Origin of the sequence: Cohnella baijiui, assembly GCF_020731285.1 — a bacterium.
GTDB lineage: Bacteria > Bacillota > Bacilli > Paenibacillales > Paenibacillaceae > Cohnella.
Map to the genome: position 1 here is coordinate 189317 of NZ_JAJFOW010000007.1, position 18233 is coordinate 207549.

The following is an 18233-nucleotide window of genomic DNA, read 5'->3' on the forward strand; positions in this document are numbered from 1 at the left end:
GCTTGTGAATATTCAAGGGTTTCTAAACTAAGGAGTGAAAGTATGGCAAGACCTGTCATCGCCATCGTAGGTCGACCAAACGTTGGGAAGTCTACGATTTTCAATCGCATTATCGGCGACCGTCTAGCCATCGTGGAGGACAAGCCAGGCATTACGCGGGACCGGATCTACGGCACCGGCGAATGGAGCGGCCGCACGTTCAGCGTCATCGACACCGGCGGCATCGAGATCGACGGGGAGGACGGGATCATGCGTCTCGTGCGCATGCAGGCTGAGCTCGCGATCGAGGAAGCCGACGTCATCGTGTTCATGGTCGATGCCAAAGCGGGCGTGACGAACGCGGACGAAGAAGTGGCGCAGATGCTGTTCCGCTCGGGCAAGCCCGTCGTCGTCGCCGTCAACAAAGTGGACAACCTTCAACGGATGGACGATATTTACGAATTTTACAGCCTCGGCTTCGGCGACCCGATCCCGCTGTCGGGCTCTCACGGCATCGGGATCGGCGACCTGCTCGAGGCGTGCGTCGAGAAGCTTCCCGCCGGCGACGAACAGGATTACGACGACGACGTCATCAAGGTCGCGCTCATCGGCCGGCCGAACGTCGGCAAGTCGTCGCTGGTCAACGCGATTCTGGGCGAGGAGCGCGTCATCGTGAGCGAAATCGCGGGCACGACCCGGGACGCGATCGACACGCCGTTCGAGAAGGATGGGCAAAAATACGTTCTCATCGACACGGCCGGGATGCGCAAACGCGGCAAAGTGTACGAAACGACGGAAAAGTACAGCGTCATGCGCTCGATGAAGGCGATCGAGCGGGCGGACGTCGTGCTCGTCGTCATCAACGGCGAGGAAGGCATCATCGAGCAGGACAAGCACATCGCCGGCTACGCGCACGAGTTGGGCAAAGCGTCCGTCTTCGTCGTCAACAAGTGGGACGCGGTCGAGAAGGACGACAAGACGATGCAGCAATTTACGAACACGATTCGGGATCATTTCCTGTTCATGTCGTACGCGCCGATCGTTTTCCTGTCCGCGCTTACCAAATCCCGTCTGCACCGCCTGTTCCCGGTCATCGACCGTGTCGCGGAGCAGCACGCGATGCGCATCTCGACGCATCTGCTGAACGACGTGATCGCCGACGCGGTCGCGATTACGCCTCCGCCGACGGACAAGGGACGGCGACTGCGCGTCAACTACGCGACGCAGGTATCCGTAAAGCCGCCGACCATTCTTGTTTTCGTGAATGATCCGGAGCTCATGCATTTCTCGTACGAACGCTATTTGGAAAACAAAATTCGCGCCGCATTCGACTTCGAAGGGACGCCGCTCCGGCTGTTCACCCGCCGCAAGTCCGATCAGGAATAGGAGAGAACGGACGTGCTCGCTCCCATCATCGCCATCGTAATCAGTTATTTGATCGGCTCCATCTCGTTCAGCATTTTGTTCGCCCGGTGGATTCGCAAAATCGATATCCGCCAACACGGCAGCGGCAACGCCGGCGCCACGAACACATTGCGCGTGCTCGGCAAAGGGCCCGCGCTGGCCGTCTTCCTGCTGGATATCGCCAAAGGCGTCGTCTCCGTCGTTCTCGGCTGGCTGCTGATCGGCGACCAAGGGGACTGGGTCCCCGTCGCGTGCGGTCTCGCGGCCATCGCCGGGCACAACTGGCCGATCTTTTTCCGCTTCAAGGGCGGCAAGGGCATCGCCACGACGATCGGCGCGATGATCTGCCTTGCGCCGGTGCCGGTCGTCATCGCCGGCGTCGTTGCGATCGCTTCGATCGCGCTCACCCGCTACGTCTCGCTCGGATCGATGATTTTTGCCGTGCTGGTACCGATTATTCTATTGATCGGAGGCAGCGGACAGGCCGTCTTTTGGGGCGCGGTCGTCGTCGCCGTGCTCGCCGTTCTTCGCCATCGCAAAAATATCGTCAAGCTGGCCAAGGGAACGGAGAACAAGCTCGGCGGCAAAAAGGGGGAGCCCCATGGCATCTAAGCAAATCGCCGTTCTCGTCGCGGGCAGCTGGGGAACCGCGCTCGCCCGCGTCCTCGCGGACAACGGCCACGCCGTGACGTTGTGGACGCGCAATCCCGCCCAGGCCGACGAGATCAATCGCTTGCGCCGCAATCAAAAGTTTTTGCCGGGTGCGGAACTGCCTGAATCGCTTGCGGCTACGAGCGACCTTGCTGCGGCCGTTCGCGAGGCGGATGCGGTTCTGTTCGTCGCGCCTTCGGCGGCGATGCGGGAGGTGGCCCATGCGGCCGCGCCGCACCTTCGCCCGGATACGCTCGTCGTTCATGCAACCAAAGGCTTCGAGATCGACACCCTGAAGCGAATGTCGACCGTCCTTTCCGAGGAGCTGAATCGCCCGGCCGAGGAGATCGTCGTGCTCTCCGGTCCGAGCCACGCCGAAGAAGTCATCGTCCGCCATCCGACGACGGTCGTCGTCGCCTCGCGCGACATCCGATTCGCCGAAGCCGCCCAGGATCTATTCATGAACGACACCTACTTCCGCGTCTATACGAATCCCGATATCGTCGGGGTCGAGACAGCCGGCGCCATCAAGAACATCATCGCGCTCGGCGCCGGCCTTTCCGACGGCCTCGGCTTCGGCGACAACGCCAAGGCGGCGCTCATCACGCGCGGACTGGCCGAGATCGGCCGACTTGGCGCCGCAATGGGGGCGAGCCCGCTCACCTTCGCCGGACTGGCCGGCGTCGGCGACCTCATCGGCACGTGCACGAGCCGCCATAGCCGCAACTGGCGGGCGGGCTCCCTGCTCGGCCAGGGCTACGGGCTGGACGAGGCGCTGGAACGCGTCGGCATGGTTGTCGAAGGCGTCCGCACGACGAAGGCGGCCGCCGAGCTCGCCGTCTCGCACGACGTCGACATGCCGATCACGAAGGAGCTGTACGCCGTTCTCTTCGAAGGCAAGCCGCCGGTGCAAGCGGTCGAAGCGCTGATGGGCCGCGTGCGTACCCACGAGCTCGAAGAGGCCGCCGCTTTTCCGCCCGAAGGCTGATGGTTCCGTTTCCTTTGCCGACGGAATCCGAACGCGATTCCCCAAGTCCGCTAGCCCACACCGACGTAGCCTTTTCCACATAGGATACAAGGCAACCACGCGGAGGAGGGGAAGCATGGACAAGAAGCTATCCAAAGACATTCTGAACACCGTCACCAAAAAGACGGGCAAAACGGTCTCGGAATCGTCCTTGAAAAAAATCGCATCCAAAGTATCGCCCGAAACGCTGCAAAGCGAAACGCAGATCCGCCAGCTGATCAAGCAAGTGTCCGCCACCGCCGGCGTTCCGGTCACGGAAGAGACCGTGAAGGAGATTGTCAGCGCGATCAAGCGAAGCGGCATGAACATGAACAGCCTTGAAGGACTCATGAAAATGATGATGAAAAAATAATAGACGGATTTTTCGTCCTCTCCGTGCAGGGAGAGGATTTTTGTTTTCATGTCGAAACAATGGTATAATATGTACCGTTTTGTAGGCAGTACTGGGGGAAAGGGCGTCGTTATCCGAAATGGATCCTATGATGAAGATGTGGGTGTCGTTCGTCGGCATCGGCCTCATGGTGCTATCCGCCGTGCTCATTATGGTGACGCGGACGAAGACGAAGGGCTGGCTGCGCTTCGTGTTGTCTTTGGTCGCGTTTGTCATGTTGCTGGTCGGCATGGTTTGCGGACTTATTTCCATTATATGATGGATCGACGGGGGAGACGGCATGATCACGTTAACGGGAAAGACCCTCACCCGCGAGGTCGAGCCGAAGGTCGGCGCCACGCTGCTGCAGCTCGCGCAGGAAGCGGGCGTGGATTGGCTGTTCAATTGCTCGAGAGGTACTTGCGCGAGATGCCGCTGCTTGATCCGCGAAGGCGCCGAGCGGTTGGAGGAAGCGACCGACGCGGAGTGGGACCGGCTCGGTCCGGACGAGCTGGACGAAGGCTTCCGTCTTGGCTGCCAGGCGAAGATCGCGTCGCCCGGACGCATCTCGGCCGTCAATCGGACTTATTTTTAACGGACAAGCAGGTGAGCGCATGAGCGAGTCGTCACCGGAGCGGGCGCTTGTCCGCCTTGCGGATCTCGCGGCGGAGATCGGCGTGCCGTGGCTCGTTGGCGGCAGCGTCGGACTTCGCCTCCGTGGCGGGCGACTGGACCGGCCGCCACGGGATCTGGACCTTTATGCCGACGCGGACGACGCGATCCGGCTGCATGACCGGCTTCGCCCGTATGCGACGGACGAGCCGGCGTGGAGCGAGACGGAACGGTACCGCTCGCTTCTGTCCCATTACCGGCTCGAAGGCGTCTCGGTCGAGCTGGTCGGGGATTTTTCCGTTCGCGCGCGCGATTCCGTCTATCGGACGGAGGTGCGCCGGACGCTGAACGGGATGGGAGAAACGTACGTCCTTGAAGGCCGGGCGTTGACGCTTATCCCGCTCGGACACGAGCTGATCTTCAATCTGCTCCGGGAGCGGGCGGACCGCGCGGAGACGGCGGCCGCGCTCATCCGGGAGGCGCCGGAGCGGCATCTGCAAGCGCTCCGGCGCCTGCTGGACCAGACCGGCCAGACGATCTCGCCGGCGGTTCGCTCGGAAGCGCTCGTGCTGGCGGGCGTCGCCGCGGCGGCGGGGGACGACGGGGGGGAAGACGGCATATGAGTGCGCGAGGCATGTGCCGGGTGACATTCCGGCCGGACGAACGCTCGATCGACGTGCGTCCGGGCACGACGCTGCTGGATGCGGCAAGACGGGCCAAGGCGCCGGTCCGCACGCGCTGCGGCGGCGTCGCCGGCTGCCTGATGTGCAAGGTGGCGGTTGACGCGGCGAGCGCCGATTCGCTCTCCGAGCCCACGGCCGCCGAGCGGCACAAGCTCGGACCGTTGTTGGACGAGGGGGTGCGGCTTTCCTGCCAGGCGAAGGTAAAGGGCGATGTGACGGTGACGGTGCCGGAAGACCCGCTCAAAGCCGCGATTCGCAAAAAGCTCGCCGAGCAGCAGGCCGACGACGAATGGTGGTGATGCGGGAGGATGAACGAGTTGTTGACGCTACGAAAGAAGGCAGGCCGCCTGATCCGCACGGCCGCACTGGCATTTATCGCGCTGGCGGTCGTGCCGCTGTCCGGCTGTCTTTATCCGGACGACCAGACGCCGGGCAGCCGGGCTTCCGCGCGGGAAGCCGTGCAAGCCGTGCAGGAGGCGGTCCAGCGCTACCAGCAGGATACGGGCGTGCTGCCGATCCTGAACGCGGATGAAGGCACGCCGCGCTACGAAAAGTTCAAGATCGATTTTCCCAAAATGAAGCGGATGGGCTATCTGTCTACCCTGCCGAAGCTGGCGTTCGAAAACGGCGGGAGCAACCAGTTCCTGATCGTCGACGAAGAGACGAATCCGACTGTGAAGCTGCTCGATATCACCGTCTACCAGGGCGTCGGCGAAGTGCAGGCCAAAGTCAAAAGCTATCAGCAGCGCAACGGCGGGCAGCTCCCGGCCGGCGAGGAGGCGTATCCGGGCTTTCATTACGTCGACTACAAGAAGCTGGCTTTTCGAGAGCCGAAGCTGAAGAGCATGTACAGCGGCCGGCCGCTCAGCCTCATCGTCGACGACGAAGGCCGCGTGTACGCCGATTACGGGATCGACCTGACCCAGTCTATCGAAAAAGCGGGCGCGACGCCCGGCGCGGACGAGGATTTGCGCGGGCGCCTGGCAGGCGAATCGTACTACGTGCCGGTCAAAAGCCCCGTCTATCGCTGGGTGAACGGAACGGTCGCCGCGGCGCCCGAATCTACCTGATATGCTTCTCTCTCTCTCTCAATTCGAGCCGCTCCCGTCTGGGGGCGGCTCTTTTGCGTGCTCTGCGAGATAACCGACATAGGAGAGGTTCGCCGTTCATATGATCATTGGGATGGTGGAAACGCCGGGAACGGGCGCGAATAAAATGCGGGTTCGGCGTCATATTCCGGACTTTCGCACATACAATGATACCAGTCCAAGTTCGTGTACGAGTTCCGTCGCGCTGGCGGATCACGCAGGCTTCGCGATTACGAAGGGGAGGGAATCTCAGTGGAAAAAGTGGACATTTTCAAAGATATCGCCGAACGCACGGGCGGCGATATCTACCTCGGGGTCGTCGGCGCCGTCCGGACGGGCAAATCGACCTTCATCAAGCGGTTCGTGGAGACGGTGGTGCTCCCGAACATCACCCATGAAGCGGATCGCGTCCGGGCGATCGACGAGCTGCCGCAAAGCGCGGCGGGCCGCACGATCATGACGACGGAGCCGAAATTCGTCCCGAACAATGCCGTTCAAATTAAAGTCGCCGACGGGCTGGAGGTCAACGTCCGGCTCGTCGATTGCGTAGGATATGCCGTTGAAGGCGCCAAGGGATACGAGGATGAGAACGGTCCCCGCATGATCACGACGCCCTGGTTCGAGGAGGCGATCCCGTTCCAGGAAGCGGCCGAGATCGGTACCCGCAAAGTCATCCAGGAGCACTCCACGCTCGGCGTCGTCGTCACGACGGACGGCTCCATCGCGGAAATTCCGCGCAGCGCCTACGTGGACGCCGAGGAGCGGGTCATCCAGGAGCTCAAGGAAGTCGGCAAGCCGTTCGTGCTTGTCATCAACTCCGCTCGCCCGAAGAGCGAGGAGGCGCTCGCGCTGCGCGCCGAGCTCGCCGCCAAGTACGACATTCCGGCCATCACGCTCAGCGTCGCCACGATGGGCGAAGATGAAGTGCTCGGGGTCTTGCGCGAAGTGCTCTACGAATTCCCGGTGCACGAAGTAAACGTCAATCTCCCGAGCTGGGTCATGGTGCTCCAGGAACAGCACTGGCTGCGGTCGAGCTACGAGAACTCGGTCCGCGATACGGTCAAAGACATCCGCCGTCTGCGCGACGTCGACCGGGTCGTCTCGCAGTTCCTCGAGTACAACTTTGTCGCCCGCGCCGGATTGAGCGGCCTCAACATGGGGCAGGGCGTGGCCGAGATCGATCTGTACGCGCCGGACGAATTGTACGACAAAATCTTGCAGGAGGTCGTCGGCACCGAGATTCGCGGCAAGGACCATCTGCTGCAGCTCATGCAGGAGTTCGCCCACGCGAAGCGCGAATACGACCGGTTCGCCGAAGCGCTCGAGATGGTCAAGACGACCGGATACGGCATCGCGGCGCCGTCGCTCGCGGAGATGCAGCTCGACGAGCCCGAGCTCATCCGCCAAGGCTCCCGCTTCGGCGTCCGCCTGAAGGCGACTGCGCCGTCGATCCACATGATCCGCGTCGACGTCGAGTCCGAATTCGCGCCGATCATCGGGACCGAAAAGCAAAGCGAGGAGCTCGTCCGCTACCTCATGCAGGACTTCGAAAAGGATCCGATCAAGATTTGGGATTCCGACATCTTCGGACGGTCGCTCCATTCGATCGTGCGCGAAGGCATCCAGGGCAAGATCGCGATGATGCCGGACAACGCGCGCTACAAGCTCCAAGAAACGCTCGGCCGCATCATCAACGAAGGCTCCGGCGGCTTGATCGCCATCATTCTCTGACCGGTCCCGCAAACGTTCAATAAGAGCCCGCTCCGCACAGCCATGAGGCTGCGGGGGCGGGCTTTTCATTATTTTAACGCTGGAAAGCGGGCGCGCGTTTGTCAAATGAATGAACATGCGAAAAGCAACTTGAACATTCGACAAATTTCGCCTAAACTATTGTCTAGCGTCTTGCAGGAAATGAAATACTTTAAAACCAATTGACATAGTAGGAAATTGGATTTATAGTTGACGTTAGCATTTCATAGACAAGGTTTGATAGGGGAGGCCATTTTTCACATGAACAAACGTATTCGATTCGGCACCTGGCTCGCATTGGCGCTTGCGCTGGTGCTGGCGCTCGGCGCCTGCGGCAACAAGCCGTCCAGCAACGGCGGAGCGAACGAAGGCGCAGGTCCATCCGCGTCGGCATCCGCCTCGGAGCCGACCGCCGGAGCGGACAATCCGCTCAAAGGCAAGAATATCGCCCTCATTATGCGTCTGAACACCGGCACGTTCTCCGCCCAATACGTGGACGGGGTTAAAAAGCAAGTCGAGAAGTTCGGCGGCAAGCTGACGGTCATTCCGTCCGACAACAAGCTGGACGTCATGGCGTCCAACCTCGACGCGGCCGTCAACCAAAAGTACGACGGCATCTTGCTCGACCACGGCGACGCGGGCGCGCTCACGGGCGGCGTGCAAAAGGCGCTGGCGGCAGGGATCCCGGTTGTCGCATTCGACTCCGGCATCACGCTGGACGGCGTCACGAGCATCGCGCAGAACGACCAGAAAATGGCCGAGCAGACGCTCGAAGCGCTGGCGTCCGACGCCGGCGGCAAGGGCAGTATCGTGAAGATCTGGGTCGCCGGCTTCCCGCCGATGGAATCCCGTCAGATCGCGTACAAGGCGTTTCAGGACAAGTTCAAGGACATCAAGGAAATCGCGGCGTTCGGCACGGCTGACGGCGCACAGCTGGATGCGCAAACGAAGACCGAAGCCATCCTGAAGCAGTATCCGGAAAAAGGCAGCATCACGGCCATCTGGGCGGCTTGGGACGAATTCGCGAAAGGCGCCGCCAACGCGATCAAGCAGGCGGGCCGCGACGAGATCAAAGTATACGGCATCGACCTGAGCGACGAGGACCTCGCCATGATCCAGGATCCGTCGAGCCCGTGGGTCGCTTCGGCGGCGGTCGATCCGGCTTCGATCGGCCAAGTGCAAGTGCGTTACCTGTACCAAAAGATCCACGGCGACCAAACGCCGGCAACGGTACAGCTCGACTCCGTTTACGTCAGCCGCGACGCGCTGCCGACGGACAAGAAAGTGACGACGGCAGACCTGTCCGAGTACGTCAAAGGCTGGGGCGCGAGCGACCAAGGCGTCACAGACTATCTGACAGAGCTTGAGCAAGCCGTCGCAGGAAAGTAAGGTCCTACAGACGAGCACGGCGCGGTGAAATCGACCGCGCCGTTTGCTGCTGTCTTAGGACACGCTAAATATCGGAGGGGGATGCGAATGAACAGCGCCAACGAACTCGCCATGACCGGGATTGCGAAGTCGTTCGCGGGCGTGCCCGCGCTGCACGGCGTCGACTTCGCGGTGGACGGCGGCCAGGTGCACGCGCTGCTCGGCGCCAACGGCGCCGGCAAAAGCACGCTGATGAAGATTTTGTCCGGCGCTTACGCTTCGGACGGGGGCGAGATCCGGATCAACGGCGAAGCCGTCCCGATGCGGTCGCCCGCCGATGCCAAGCGGGCGGGCATCCAATGCGTCTACCAGGAGGTCGACACGTCGCTCGTCGCGCAGCTGTCCGTCGCCGAGAACATCATGCTCGACCGCTTGGCGTCTTCGGAAGGGCGTGCGTGGCTGCGCTGGGGAAGCCTATACCGCGAGGCTGAGGAGGCGCTCGCCCGCATCGGCTCCCGCATTTCCGTCCGCAAGCGCGCCGGTGACCTGACGCTCGCCGAAAAGCAAATCGTGCTCCTCGCACGGCTGCTCGTCGAGAAGGCGAAGTTCGTTATCCTGGACGAGCCGACCGCGCCGCTCAGTCTCGAGGAAGCGGACCGGCTGTTCGGGATGATGGACGAGCTGAAGAAAGAAGGCATCGGCATCGTCTTTATCTCGCATCGGCTGCCCGAGGTGCTGCGCGTCAGCGACCGCATTACCGTCATGCGCGACGGGCGGATCGTGCTGAGCGAGTCCGCGGATCAGGTACAGCAGGGGGGCATCGTCCGAGCCATGCTCGGGCGCAGCTTCGAGGAGGAATATCCGAAGGCCGACGTGCCGATCGGCGGCACGCTCCTCGAGGTCAAGGATCTCGCGGCGGGCCGCCGGGTCCGCGGCGTCGATCTGACCGTCCGCGCGGGCGAAGTCGTCGCCGTCGTTGGCCTGGTCGGCGCCGGCAAGACCGAGCTGTCCCGCCTGCTGTTCGGAGCCGATCCGGCGGAACGCGGCGAAGTCGTCCTGAACGGCAAGCGGAGCTCGGCGAACGCGCCGGCCGACGCCATCCGGGACGGGATCGTCCTCGTGCCGGAAGAGCGGCGCAAGGAAGGCATCCTCGTCAGTGCGTCCGTTCTGCACAACCTGAGCTTGCCGATTCTGCGGTCGATCAGCCGCTTCGGCTTCATTTCCGGCTCGGGCGAGCGCGGCCACGCGGCCGACCTCATCGGCCGTCTGGGCATCAAGACGGCGTCGTCCGGCCAGCTGACCGGCTTTTTGAGCGGCGGCAACCAGCAAAAGGTCGCGATCGGCAAGTGGATGCGAACGGACGCGGACGTCTTCCTGTTCGACGAGCCGACCAAAGGGGTCGACGTCGGCGCCAAGAGGGACATCTTCCGCATCATCGGCGAGCTGGCCGGGCAAGGCAAGGGGATCGTCTATTTGACCTGCGAGTTCGCCGAGGCGCTCGGGCTGGCGGACCGGATCCTGGTCATGTGCGATGGCCGGATCGTCAAACAATTCGCCCGCGGCGAAGCGACGCAGGAAGACCTGCTCCTGTACGCCAGCGCGGGCCGGGAGGAACTGGCGTGAACAATAAAGTGCTGCAATTCTCGTTCAAATACGGCGCGCTCGTCTTCATCGGACTCGTGCTGCTCTTTTTCTCGCTGTACAACGAATACTTTTTCACGTACGGCAACTTGATGGACATTTTGCGCTCCATCTCGATCCTGACGTTCGTCGCCATCGGCGTGACGATCTCGCTTACCGTCGACGGGTTCGACCTGTCCGTCGGTTCGACCGTTTCCCTCACGACGGTGACGACCGCCACGATGATGATCTGGTACGAGATGCCGCTCGTCGTCGTCATCGTCGTCCCGCTCGTCGTCGGTGCATTGATCGGGCTGCTGAACGCCTTCTTGATCGTCAAAGTGCGCATTCCCGACCTGCTCGCGACGCTTGCGGTCATGTATATCATCAGCGGCATCCACAAGACGTACACGAAGGGCTACTCGATCTACAACAACATGCAGTTCCAGGACGGGACGAAAGCGCCCGGCGTCATGAATCCGGACTTCCTGTGGATCGGCCAGGGCAAGCTGCTTGGCGTGCCGTTTCCGGTCATCCTCATGGTGATCGCCGTCATCGGCGCACATATCTTCTTCAAGTACACCCGCTTCGGGCGGCAGACGACGATGACGGGCGGCAACGAAGAGGCGGCCCGGCTGTCCGGCGTCCGCGTCAAGCGGATCCGGACGTGGGCGTACGTCGCTTCCGGCGTCTTCGCGGCGATCGGAGGCATCCTCTACACCGCGCGCGTCGGCTCCGGCCAAATCGACGCGGGGGCGCCGATGCTCATGGACGCCGTCGCGGCCGTCTTCGTCGGCTATTCCGTGTTCGGGGCCGGCCGGCCGAACGTCATCGGCACGTTCGTCGGCGCCGTGCTGACCGGCATTCTCATTAACGGACTGACGATGCTGCACGTCCAATACTACACAACGGACATCATCAAAGGCGCGGTGCTCGTCCTGGCGCTGGCTGTCACGTTTATCCATCTCAGCCGCCGCAAAGCGTGAGCGCGGGCGTCAAACCTCGCGCCCCGCTTGAAACTCCGCGGTCTTCCTGTGTATAATTTCTGATGAAACGGATAAACAGATAACAAGCTAGTTTCCGTTAGTGGGGAGGTGAATGCATTGAACAAGACCGAACTGATCGCCAAAGTGTCCGAGTTGACCGACCTGTCGAAGAAGGACGCCACGCAAGCGGTGGACGCCGTCTTCGACGTCATCTCCGAAGCGCTCCAAAACGGCGACAAGGTGCAGCTCGTCGGCTTCGGCAACTTCGAAGTTCGCGAACGCTCCGCGCGCAAAGGCCGCAACCCGCAAACGGGCGTCGAGATCGAGATCCCGGCCGGCAAAATCCCCGCGTTCAAACCGGGCAAAGCACTGAAGGAAGGCATCAAATAAAATGAAATTTGCTTGATTTTGTGGTGGTCGATGGGTTGCGGTCCCATTTCCGTCTGTGCTATAATCACTCTCGTACTCTTTCGGGACGTAGCACAGTCTGGTAGCGCGCACCCTTGGGGTGGGTGAGGTCGTGGGTTCGAATCCCGCCGTTCCGACCATTACATACGCATGACGAGACTGCTTTTTCGAGACGATGTCCCGGAGAAGCAGTTTTTGTTTGACAGGCGATCTTCATTTCCCTCATGATGGAGCCAATAGAGGAGGCGGATACGATGGAATACTCGATCTCGGGCCAAGCGGAATATATCGTCATCAAGGCCAAGGAGAGCGGAGTAAACGTGATCGGCTTGACCCGCGGGACCGATACCCGGTTTCACCATACGGAGAAGCTCGACCGCGGCGAGGTGCTGATCGCTCAATTCACCGATCACACATCCGCGATCAAGATCCGGGGCAAGGCGACGGTCATGACGAAGTACGGCGTCGTCGAGACCGACGTCTAACACGCCGAACCGTCCGGGAGGCGGACTCGATCCGGGTGCAGGCATAGCCTGCCTTTTTCTTTTGTAGAATAAGAGAAAGACCTGTCCGGAAGAGGAGAATGCCTCATGAAGATTGGCTTTCGCCCTATCGTCCTGATCGCGGCCAGCGCGCTGGCGATCGTCCTGCTCGGGCACCTGCCCGCGCTGGAGCGTCACACGCAGGATCACCGCGCGTCTGCGTCCGTCTTCGCGCCGCTGCGCGTCGAGAAACTGTCGAGCGACATCCTCGTCGACGCGATGGTGTCGCTGCCTTTGAACGAACGGCTGACGAGAGTCGGGTGGGACCACGACATCCTGACCGTCGACCTGTCGCTGTCCGCGAACGACGCCTCGCCAAAGGACCTGTGGAAGGACGCCGCCGAGCTCGTCCGGCTGTCGTTCGGCGCCATGCCGAACGTCCGGCAGCTGCTCCTTCGCATTTACCTCGAATCCGACGGCAAGCGAGCGCTGCTCGCCTCGGGCGATTCCCGCGCGTCGGACTGGCCGGATGGCCTCGCGTCCTCGGTCAAAGCGGACCCGGACGGCGCGCGGCCGGATTGGGCGCTCCATCTTAGACTGAACTGGACCGCGGCCGGCGAGCGATGGCTCGGAAATTTTGCAAATTGATGAAATCGGCGGCCGTCTTATGCGGTCGCTTTGCGGTTATGTTATAATATAATCATCCAAGCGCGTAAGACGGATTCGCCGTCGGTAGGACGTGCGGACCGCCGCGGGCATGGTTCGAAAGCAGCACGTTCCCGAGAGGCGCGCGCAGGAGTGCGTTAGGCGCTGCTTGGTAACTTCGGAGGCTGAACGATGACACGTAACCGTATTGCACAAATGGCCCAAAAATATATGGAGCACGACATGATCGCTCGGCATACCGACCTGCCGGCGTTCCCGGACGGCCGCGTCCGCCTGCTGAACGCGGTGCTCGCGCACCAACCCGCGGCGGCGCCGCAGCGCGAGCTGTTTTCGCTCGTGACGGCGCTCGTGCAGATGGGTCTCGATACCCACGATCTGGTCAAAAACGACGTCTCCGGCGAAAAGGCGGGCACAATCCAGATGCGCGCCAGGCAGCTCAAGGTGCTGGCAGGGGACTATTTCAGCGGCCGCTTCTATCATCTCCTCGCGCAAGCCGGCCAGATCGACATGATCCGACGCCTCAGCGAAGCGGTGTGCGACGTCAACCGGATCAAGATCGCGCTCTACGGCAAGATGAAGCAAATGCGGCTGAACGCCGAAGAATATTTGACCCATGGGGCGGAGCTCAGATCTGGCTTGTTCTTGTCTTTCGGCCATCTGATGGGCGGCCTCTATTCCCGGTTGTGGCCGGAGCTGCTGGAGCGTTTCAGCCGTTGTGAGGTGCTGATGCAGGAGCTGATGCGGCTTGAGACGCCGGACCGGTTGAACGAGAGCTGGGGCGTCTGGCACATTTTGCAGGAGGGCTCCGAGGAAGACCGTAAAGCGCTGGCCGCGCGGGCCGAAGATACCGGCTTCGTCGGCCATCTGATGGAGAAGTACGCGATCGCCGATCTGCTGGGCGGCATGCTCCGCCAGTCGGCGGGTCAGCTCCAGGTGCTGCTGCAGCGCCTGCCCTCGGATAAACTGGCCAAGGAGCTGCAGGCGCTCGTCGAGCCGTTCTTCAAAGGAACCGCGCTCGTGCCCGCCGCGGCGATCAAGGAGTTGGGATGACGAACATGAACGCTAGATCAGACAAAAGCCACGTTCATTCCGTCTTCGAGAGCATCGCGCCGAAGTACGACTTGATGAACGATATTTTAAGCTTTCGCAGGCACAAGGCATGGCGCAACTTCACAATGAAAAAGATGGACGTCAAGCCCGGACAAACCTCGCTCGACTTGTGCTGCGGCACCTGCGACTGGACGATCGCGCTCGCGAAGGCCAGCGGGGGGAAGACGGTCGGCCTGGACTTCAGCGCGAACATGCTGACTGTCGGACAAGCCAAGCTCGACCGACTCGGGCTTGCCTCGCAGATCGAGCTGGTGCAAGGCAACGCAATGGAGCTGCCTTTTCCGGACAATTCGTTCGATTATGTCACGATCGGCTTCGGCCTCCGCAACGTGCCGGACATCGCACAGGTGCTGCGGGAGATGAAGCGGGTCGTGAAGCCGGGCGGCAAGGTCGTTTGCCTGGAGCTGTCCAAGCCGACCTGGCAGCCGTTTAAGGGACTTTATTATTTTTACTTCGAGAAGCTGCTGCCGCTGCTCGGCAAATGGCTCGTGCGCAAGTACGAGCAGTACCGCTGGCTCCCGGAATCGCTGGCCGTATTCCCGGATCTGGCCGCGCTCGCCGAGATGTTCCGCGGGGCCGGTCTGCGCAACGTTCGCGCATACCCTCTGACCGGAGGGGTCGCGGCGCTGCACATCGGAACAAAGGGGTACGACGGAGCATGATTCGCAAACTTAAAATATTTTTTGAAATGATCAAATTCGAACATACGCTGTTCGCGCTGCCGTTCGCGTACGTCGGTACGATTTTGGGCGCGGTGACGGAAAATCACGCGCTGCCTACATGGGCCCAATGCGGCTGGATCCTGCTGGCCATGATCGGCGCCCGCACGGCGGCCATGAGCCTGAACCGGCTCATCGACAAGGCGATCGACGCCCGTAATCCGCGCACGGCGAACCGGGCGATGCCCGCGGGCTTGCTGGGCACCGCCGAAGTCGTCCTCTTCATCGTCGTCTCGTTCGGCCTGCTGTTCTGGGCCGCTTCGCAGCTGAACCGGCTGGCGCTGGAATTGATGCCGATCGCCGTCTTCATGACGGTTTTTTATTCGTACACCAAGCGCTTCACTTGGGCATGCCATCTCGTATTGGGACTCACGCTCGGCCTCGCGCCGCTCGGCGGATGGGTCGCCGTGACGGGCACCGTCTCGCCGGCGGCCTTCGTGCTGTTTTTGACGGTCGCGCTTTGGTCGGCGGGCTTCGATATCATCTACGCCTGCCAGGACGTCGACTTCGACCGCAAGGAAGGGCTGCACTCGATTCCGGCGCGATTCGGTATCGCGCGCGCCCTCGGCATCGCCAGAACGATGCACGCGGTCACGCTCGTCGGCTTTATTCTGCTGCTTGCGCTGACCGATCTGAGCTGGTGGTATCTCATCGGGACGATCGCCGCCGGCGCGCTGCTCTTCTACGAGCACCGCCTCGTCAGCCCGAACGACCTCAGCAAGCTGAATGCAGCCTTCTTCACGATGAACGGGGTGCTGAGCGCGGTCGTATTCGTGTTTACGTTCATTGATCTCGTGGTGGTGAGATCGTGGTGAGCCTCGCGGCCGCACCTCGCCGCTGGGTCGTCGGGATTACGGGAGCGAGCGGGGCGACCTACGGCGTCACGCTTTGCCGCGAGCTGCTCGCCGCGGGGATCGAGGTTCACCTAGTCGTTTCCGAAGCCGGCTGGCGCGTCTTGAAGGAGGAACTCGGCTGGGACGCGACCAAACGTGCCGACACGCTGCGTCGCGAGCTCGAGGAAGGACCGGGCAAGCTTGTTCATCACCCGCTTGGCGACATCGGCGCCGCCATCGCCAGCGGTTCGTTCCGCTGCGAAGGGATGGTCGTCGTGCCGTGCTCGATGGGCACGCTCGCCGCGATCGCGCACGGCACGTCGGACAACCTGATCGCGCGCGCCGCCGATGTGACGATGAAGGAGGGGCGGCCGCTGCTGCTCGTTCCCCGGGAGACGCCGCTGAACGCGATCCACCTGGAGAACATGCTGAAGCTCGCCCGTCTGGGCGTACGCATCGTTCCGGCGATGCCGGCCTTCTACCAAGGCCCGCAGACGCTGCAGGACGCCGTCCGTTTCCTGGTCGGCAAAGTCATGGACAACATGGGCATCGCACACAACTTGTACATCAGATGGGGAGAGAGCTATGAAGACTGACGGGAGCGGGTCGATTCGCATCGGCAGAATCGATTACACCAACGTCTGGCCCGTGTTCCATCATTTCGATCCGACGCGGCTGAATGTGGAGGCGGAGGTTGATCTGGACGTGCCGGCCGCGTTGAACCGGAAGCTTCGCGAAGGCGAGATCGACATCGCCGCGATTTCTTCGTTCGCTTACGGACAATCCTGCCGCGACTATTTGTTGCTGCCGGACCTGTCCGTCAGCGCAAAGGACCGGGTGCAGTCGATCTTGTTGTTCGCCAAAAAGCCGCTCGAGGAAGCGTTGAACGGTAAAATCGCGATGACGACGACTTCGGCCACCTCGGTAAACCTGCTGAAGATCATCGCGGAAACGTTCTACGGCGCGCATCCGCAATACGAGACCGCAGAGCCGGACCTCGAAGCCATGCTGGAGCGCGCCGACGCCGCACTGCTCATCGGCGATCACGCGATCCGCGCTTCCTGGACCGACCACGGATGCCGGGTGCTGGATCTGGGCGAAGAATGGCGCCGCAGGACGGGGCTCGGCATGACCTTCGCGGTCTGGGCGGTCCGCCGCGAAGCGGCCGCCTCGCGGCCGGAGGCGGTGAGGGCTGTATTCGAAGCGCTGACCGCTTCGAAACGCCGGTCTCTCGAAGATCTTCGGCCGGTGGTCGCGCAGGCGATGCGGCAAATCGGGGGCGACGCCGCTTACTGGACGTCTTACTTCCGTGGTCTCGCTTACGATTTCGGGCCGGCTGAACGGGAGGGCCTCTCCCATTATTTCCGATATGCGCACGAGCTCGGGGTGCTTGCTTCACCCGCGGAGATCGCCGAATGGACGCCTGCCGGCGGCCGCGAAGCGGCGGCTTCGGACGTCCCCGGAGAACACATCCTACCGAAGGTGAATCTATGAAGTTTATTCAACTCTACGCCTCCCTGAAGTCCGACCTCCAGACGATCGAAGACGCGCTCGCGCAGAGCGTGGCGTCGGATCTGCCGCTGCTGAACGACTCGGCGCTGCACCTCTTGAAAGCGGGCGGCAAACGGCTGCGCCCGGTGTTCGTCCTGCTCGCCGGCAAATTCGGCCAATACTCGGTCGATCAGTTGAAGCGCGTAGCCGTGCCGCTCGAGCTGATCCACATGGCGTCCCTCGTGCACGACGACGTGATCGACGACGCCGACACCCGGCGCGGCCAACCTACGGTCAAAGCGAAGTGGGACAACCGGATCGCGATGTTCACGGGCGATTACCTCCATGGCAAGTCGCTCGTCGTCGCCACGGAGCTCGAGCATCCGCGCATCCATCAAATCCTTTCGAGCGCGATCGTGCAGATGTGCATCGGGGAAATGGAGCAGATCCGCGATTTTTTCAACGTGAATCAAAGTGAGCGCAACTACTTGCTCCGCATCCGACGCAAGACGGCGCTCCTCATCGCGATCAGCTGCCAGCTGGGCGCGCTCGCGTCGGGCGTGCCGGAGCGCCAGGCGAATATTCTGTACAGGTACGGGTATAACGTAGGGATGTTATTCCAAATTACCGACGATTTGCTCGACTTGTGCGGCACGGAGAAGGAGATCGGCAAGCCGCCGGGCAGCGACCTGCGGCAGGGAAACATTACGCTGCCGGTGCTGTACGCACTCCAAGACGAGCGGGAACGCGAGCCGCTGCTCGCGGAGATCGCGCGCATCCGCGAAAGCGACGGCGCCGCCGATTCGGCTGCAGCCGTGCGCCTCGTCCGGGGCAGCTCCGGCATCCGCCGGTCGGAAGCGCTCGCGGAGCGCTACCTGGCCAAAGCGCTGCGCGTGCTGGAGGACCTGCCCGCCATCCCCGCGCGCAAGAATCTTGCCGATATCGCGAGGTTTGTGGCGCAAAGAAGTTATTGAGATCGCCTTTTGT

At 62.0% G+C, this 18233-nt stretch carries 22 protein-coding genes and 1 tRNA gene; all 23 read left to right on the forward strand.

Going from position 1 to position 18233, the window contains the following annotated elements; translation table 11 throughout:
* Positions 1-42 precede the first annotated feature (42 nt).
* Entirely contained in the window at positions 43-1365 is a 1323-nt protein-coding gene (gene der / locus LKX83_RS10465) for a ribosome biogenesis GTPase Der (RefSeq protein ID WP_227882120.1), read from the forward strand.
* Between the two features lie 12 nt (positions 1366-1377).
* The gene (plsY, locus tag LKX83_RS10470; protein ID WP_227882121.1) at positions 1378-1995 is read left to right on the forward strand and encodes a glycerol-3-phosphate 1-O-acyltransferase PlsY; all 618 of its coding nucleotides are present in this window, start codon (positions 1378-1380) and stop codon (positions 1993-1995) included.
* Complete coding sequence (locus tag LKX83_RS10475; RefSeq protein WP_227882122.1) at positions 1985-3022, forward strand: NAD(P)H-dependent glycerol-3-phosphate dehydrogenase; 1038 nt, start codon at positions 1985-1987, stop codon at positions 3020-3022. The genes plsY and LKX83_RS10475 overlap by 11 nt, the downstream gene beginning before the upstream one ends.
* 115 nt (positions 3023-3137) lie before the next feature.
* The gene (locus tag LKX83_RS10480) at positions 3138-3413 is read left to right on the forward strand and encodes a stage VI sporulation protein F (protein ID WP_227882123.1); all 276 of its coding nucleotides are present in this window, start codon (positions 3138-3140) and stop codon (positions 3411-3413) included.
* Between the two features lie 118 nt (positions 3414-3531).
* A complete protein-coding gene (locus LKX83_RS10485; protein WP_227882124.1) occupies positions 3532-3711 on the forward strand; it encodes a DUF2768 family protein in 180 nt (59 codons plus the stop codon).
* 21 nt (positions 3712-3732) lie between these two features.
* Entirely contained in the window at positions 3733-4026 is a 294-nt protein-coding gene (locus LKX83_RS10490) for a 2Fe-2S iron-sulfur cluster-binding protein (protein ID WP_227882125.1), read from the forward strand.
* 19 nt (positions 4027-4045) lie between these two features.
* Entirely contained in the window at positions 4046-4666 is a 621-nt protein-coding gene (locus LKX83_RS10495) for a nucleotidyltransferase domain-containing protein (RefSeq protein WP_227882126.1), read from the forward strand.
* Positions 4663-5025: a 2Fe-2S iron-sulfur cluster-binding protein gene (locus LKX83_RS10500; protein ID WP_227882127.1), complete on the forward strand. Its 363-nt coding sequence runs from the start codon at positions 4663-4665 to the stop codon at positions 5023-5025. The genes LKX83_RS10495 and LKX83_RS10500 overlap by 4 nt, the downstream gene beginning before the upstream one ends.
* Before the next feature lie 18 nt (positions 5026-5043).
* A complete protein-coding gene (locus LKX83_RS10505) occupies positions 5044-5796 on the forward strand; it encodes a hypothetical protein (protein WP_227882128.1) in 753 nt (250 codons plus the stop codon).
* A 270-nt stretch (positions 5797-6066) separates the two neighbouring features.
* Complete coding sequence (gene spoIVA, locus LKX83_RS10510; protein ID WP_227882129.1) at positions 6067-7545, forward strand: stage IV sporulation protein A; 1479 nt, start codon at positions 6067-6069, stop codon at positions 7543-7545.
* 279 nt (positions 7546-7824) lie between these two features.
* On the forward strand, positions 7825-8952 hold the full coding sequence (locus LKX83_RS10515; protein WP_227882130.1) for a sugar ABC transporter substrate-binding protein: 1128 nt from the start codon (positions 7825-7827) through the stop codon (positions 8950-8952).
* An 81-nt stretch (positions 8953-9033) separates the two neighbouring features.
* Complete coding sequence (locus LKX83_RS10520; protein WP_227882131.1) at positions 9034-10554, forward strand: sugar ABC transporter ATP-binding protein; 1521 nt, start codon at positions 9034-9036, stop codon at positions 10552-10554.
* A complete protein-coding gene (locus LKX83_RS10525; RefSeq protein WP_227882132.1) occupies positions 10551-11537 on the forward strand; it encodes an ABC transporter permease in 987 nt (328 codons plus the stop codon). The genes LKX83_RS10520 and LKX83_RS10525 overlap by 4 nt, the downstream gene beginning before the upstream one ends.
* Before the next feature lie 108 nt (positions 11538-11645).
* Positions 11646-11927, forward strand: a complete 282-nt coding sequence (locus LKX83_RS10530; RefSeq protein WP_465249330.1) for an HU family DNA-binding protein — start codon at positions 11646-11648, stop codon at positions 11925-11927.
* Positions 11928-12008: 81 nt separating this feature from the next.
* Positions 12009-12085: transfer RNA gene (locus LKX83_RS10535), tRNA-Pro, on the forward strand.
* A gap of 114 nt (positions 12086-12199) precedes the next feature.
* Positions 12200-12430 carry a trp RNA-binding attenuation protein MtrB gene (gene mtrB, locus LKX83_RS10540; RefSeq protein ID WP_227882133.1) on the forward strand — a complete coding sequence of 77 codons (231 nt, stop codon included), beginning with the start codon at positions 12200-12202 and terminating at the stop codon, positions 12428-12430.
* Positions 12431-12535: 105 nt separating this feature from the next.
* Positions 12536-13075: a hypothetical protein gene (locus tag LKX83_RS10545; protein ID WP_227882134.1), complete on the forward strand. Its 540-nt coding sequence runs from the start codon at positions 12536-12538 to the stop codon at positions 13073-13075.
* Positions 13076-13264: 189 nt separating this feature from the next.
* The gene (locus LKX83_RS10550; RefSeq protein ID WP_227882135.1) at positions 13265-14143 is read left to right on the forward strand and encodes a heptaprenyl diphosphate synthase component 1; all 879 of its coding nucleotides are present in this window, start codon (positions 13265-13267) and stop codon (positions 14141-14143) included.
* A 5-nt stretch (positions 14144-14148) separates the two neighbouring features.
* Positions 14149-14865 carry a demethylmenaquinone methyltransferase gene (locus LKX83_RS10555; RefSeq protein WP_370639060.1) on the forward strand — a complete coding sequence of 239 codons (717 nt, stop codon included), beginning with the start codon at positions 14149-14151 and terminating at the stop codon, positions 14863-14865.
* Positions 14862-15737 (forward strand): UbiA-like polyprenyltransferase, encoded by an 876-nt coding sequence (locus LKX83_RS10560; RefSeq protein WP_227882137.1) that lies wholly within the window; start codon positions 14862-14864, stop codon positions 15735-15737. The genes LKX83_RS10555 and LKX83_RS10560 overlap by 4 nt, the downstream gene beginning before the upstream one ends.
* Positions 15734-16351, forward strand: a complete 618-nt coding sequence (locus LKX83_RS10565) for a UbiX family flavin prenyltransferase (protein ID WP_227882171.1) — start codon at positions 15734-15736, stop codon at positions 16349-16351. The genes LKX83_RS10560 and LKX83_RS10565 overlap by 4 nt, the downstream gene beginning before the upstream one ends.
* A complete protein-coding gene (locus LKX83_RS10570; RefSeq protein ID WP_227882138.1) occupies positions 16341-17249 on the forward strand; it encodes a menaquinone biosynthesis protein in 909 nt (302 codons plus the stop codon). The genes LKX83_RS10565 and LKX83_RS10570 overlap by 11 nt, the downstream gene beginning before the upstream one ends.
* Complete coding sequence (locus LKX83_RS10575) at positions 17246-18220, forward strand: polyprenyl synthetase family protein (RefSeq protein WP_227882139.1); 975 nt, start codon at positions 17246-17248, stop codon at positions 18218-18220. The genes LKX83_RS10570 and LKX83_RS10575 overlap by 4 nt, the downstream gene beginning before the upstream one ends.
* The last annotated feature ends 13 nt before the right edge of the window (positions 18221-18233 follow it).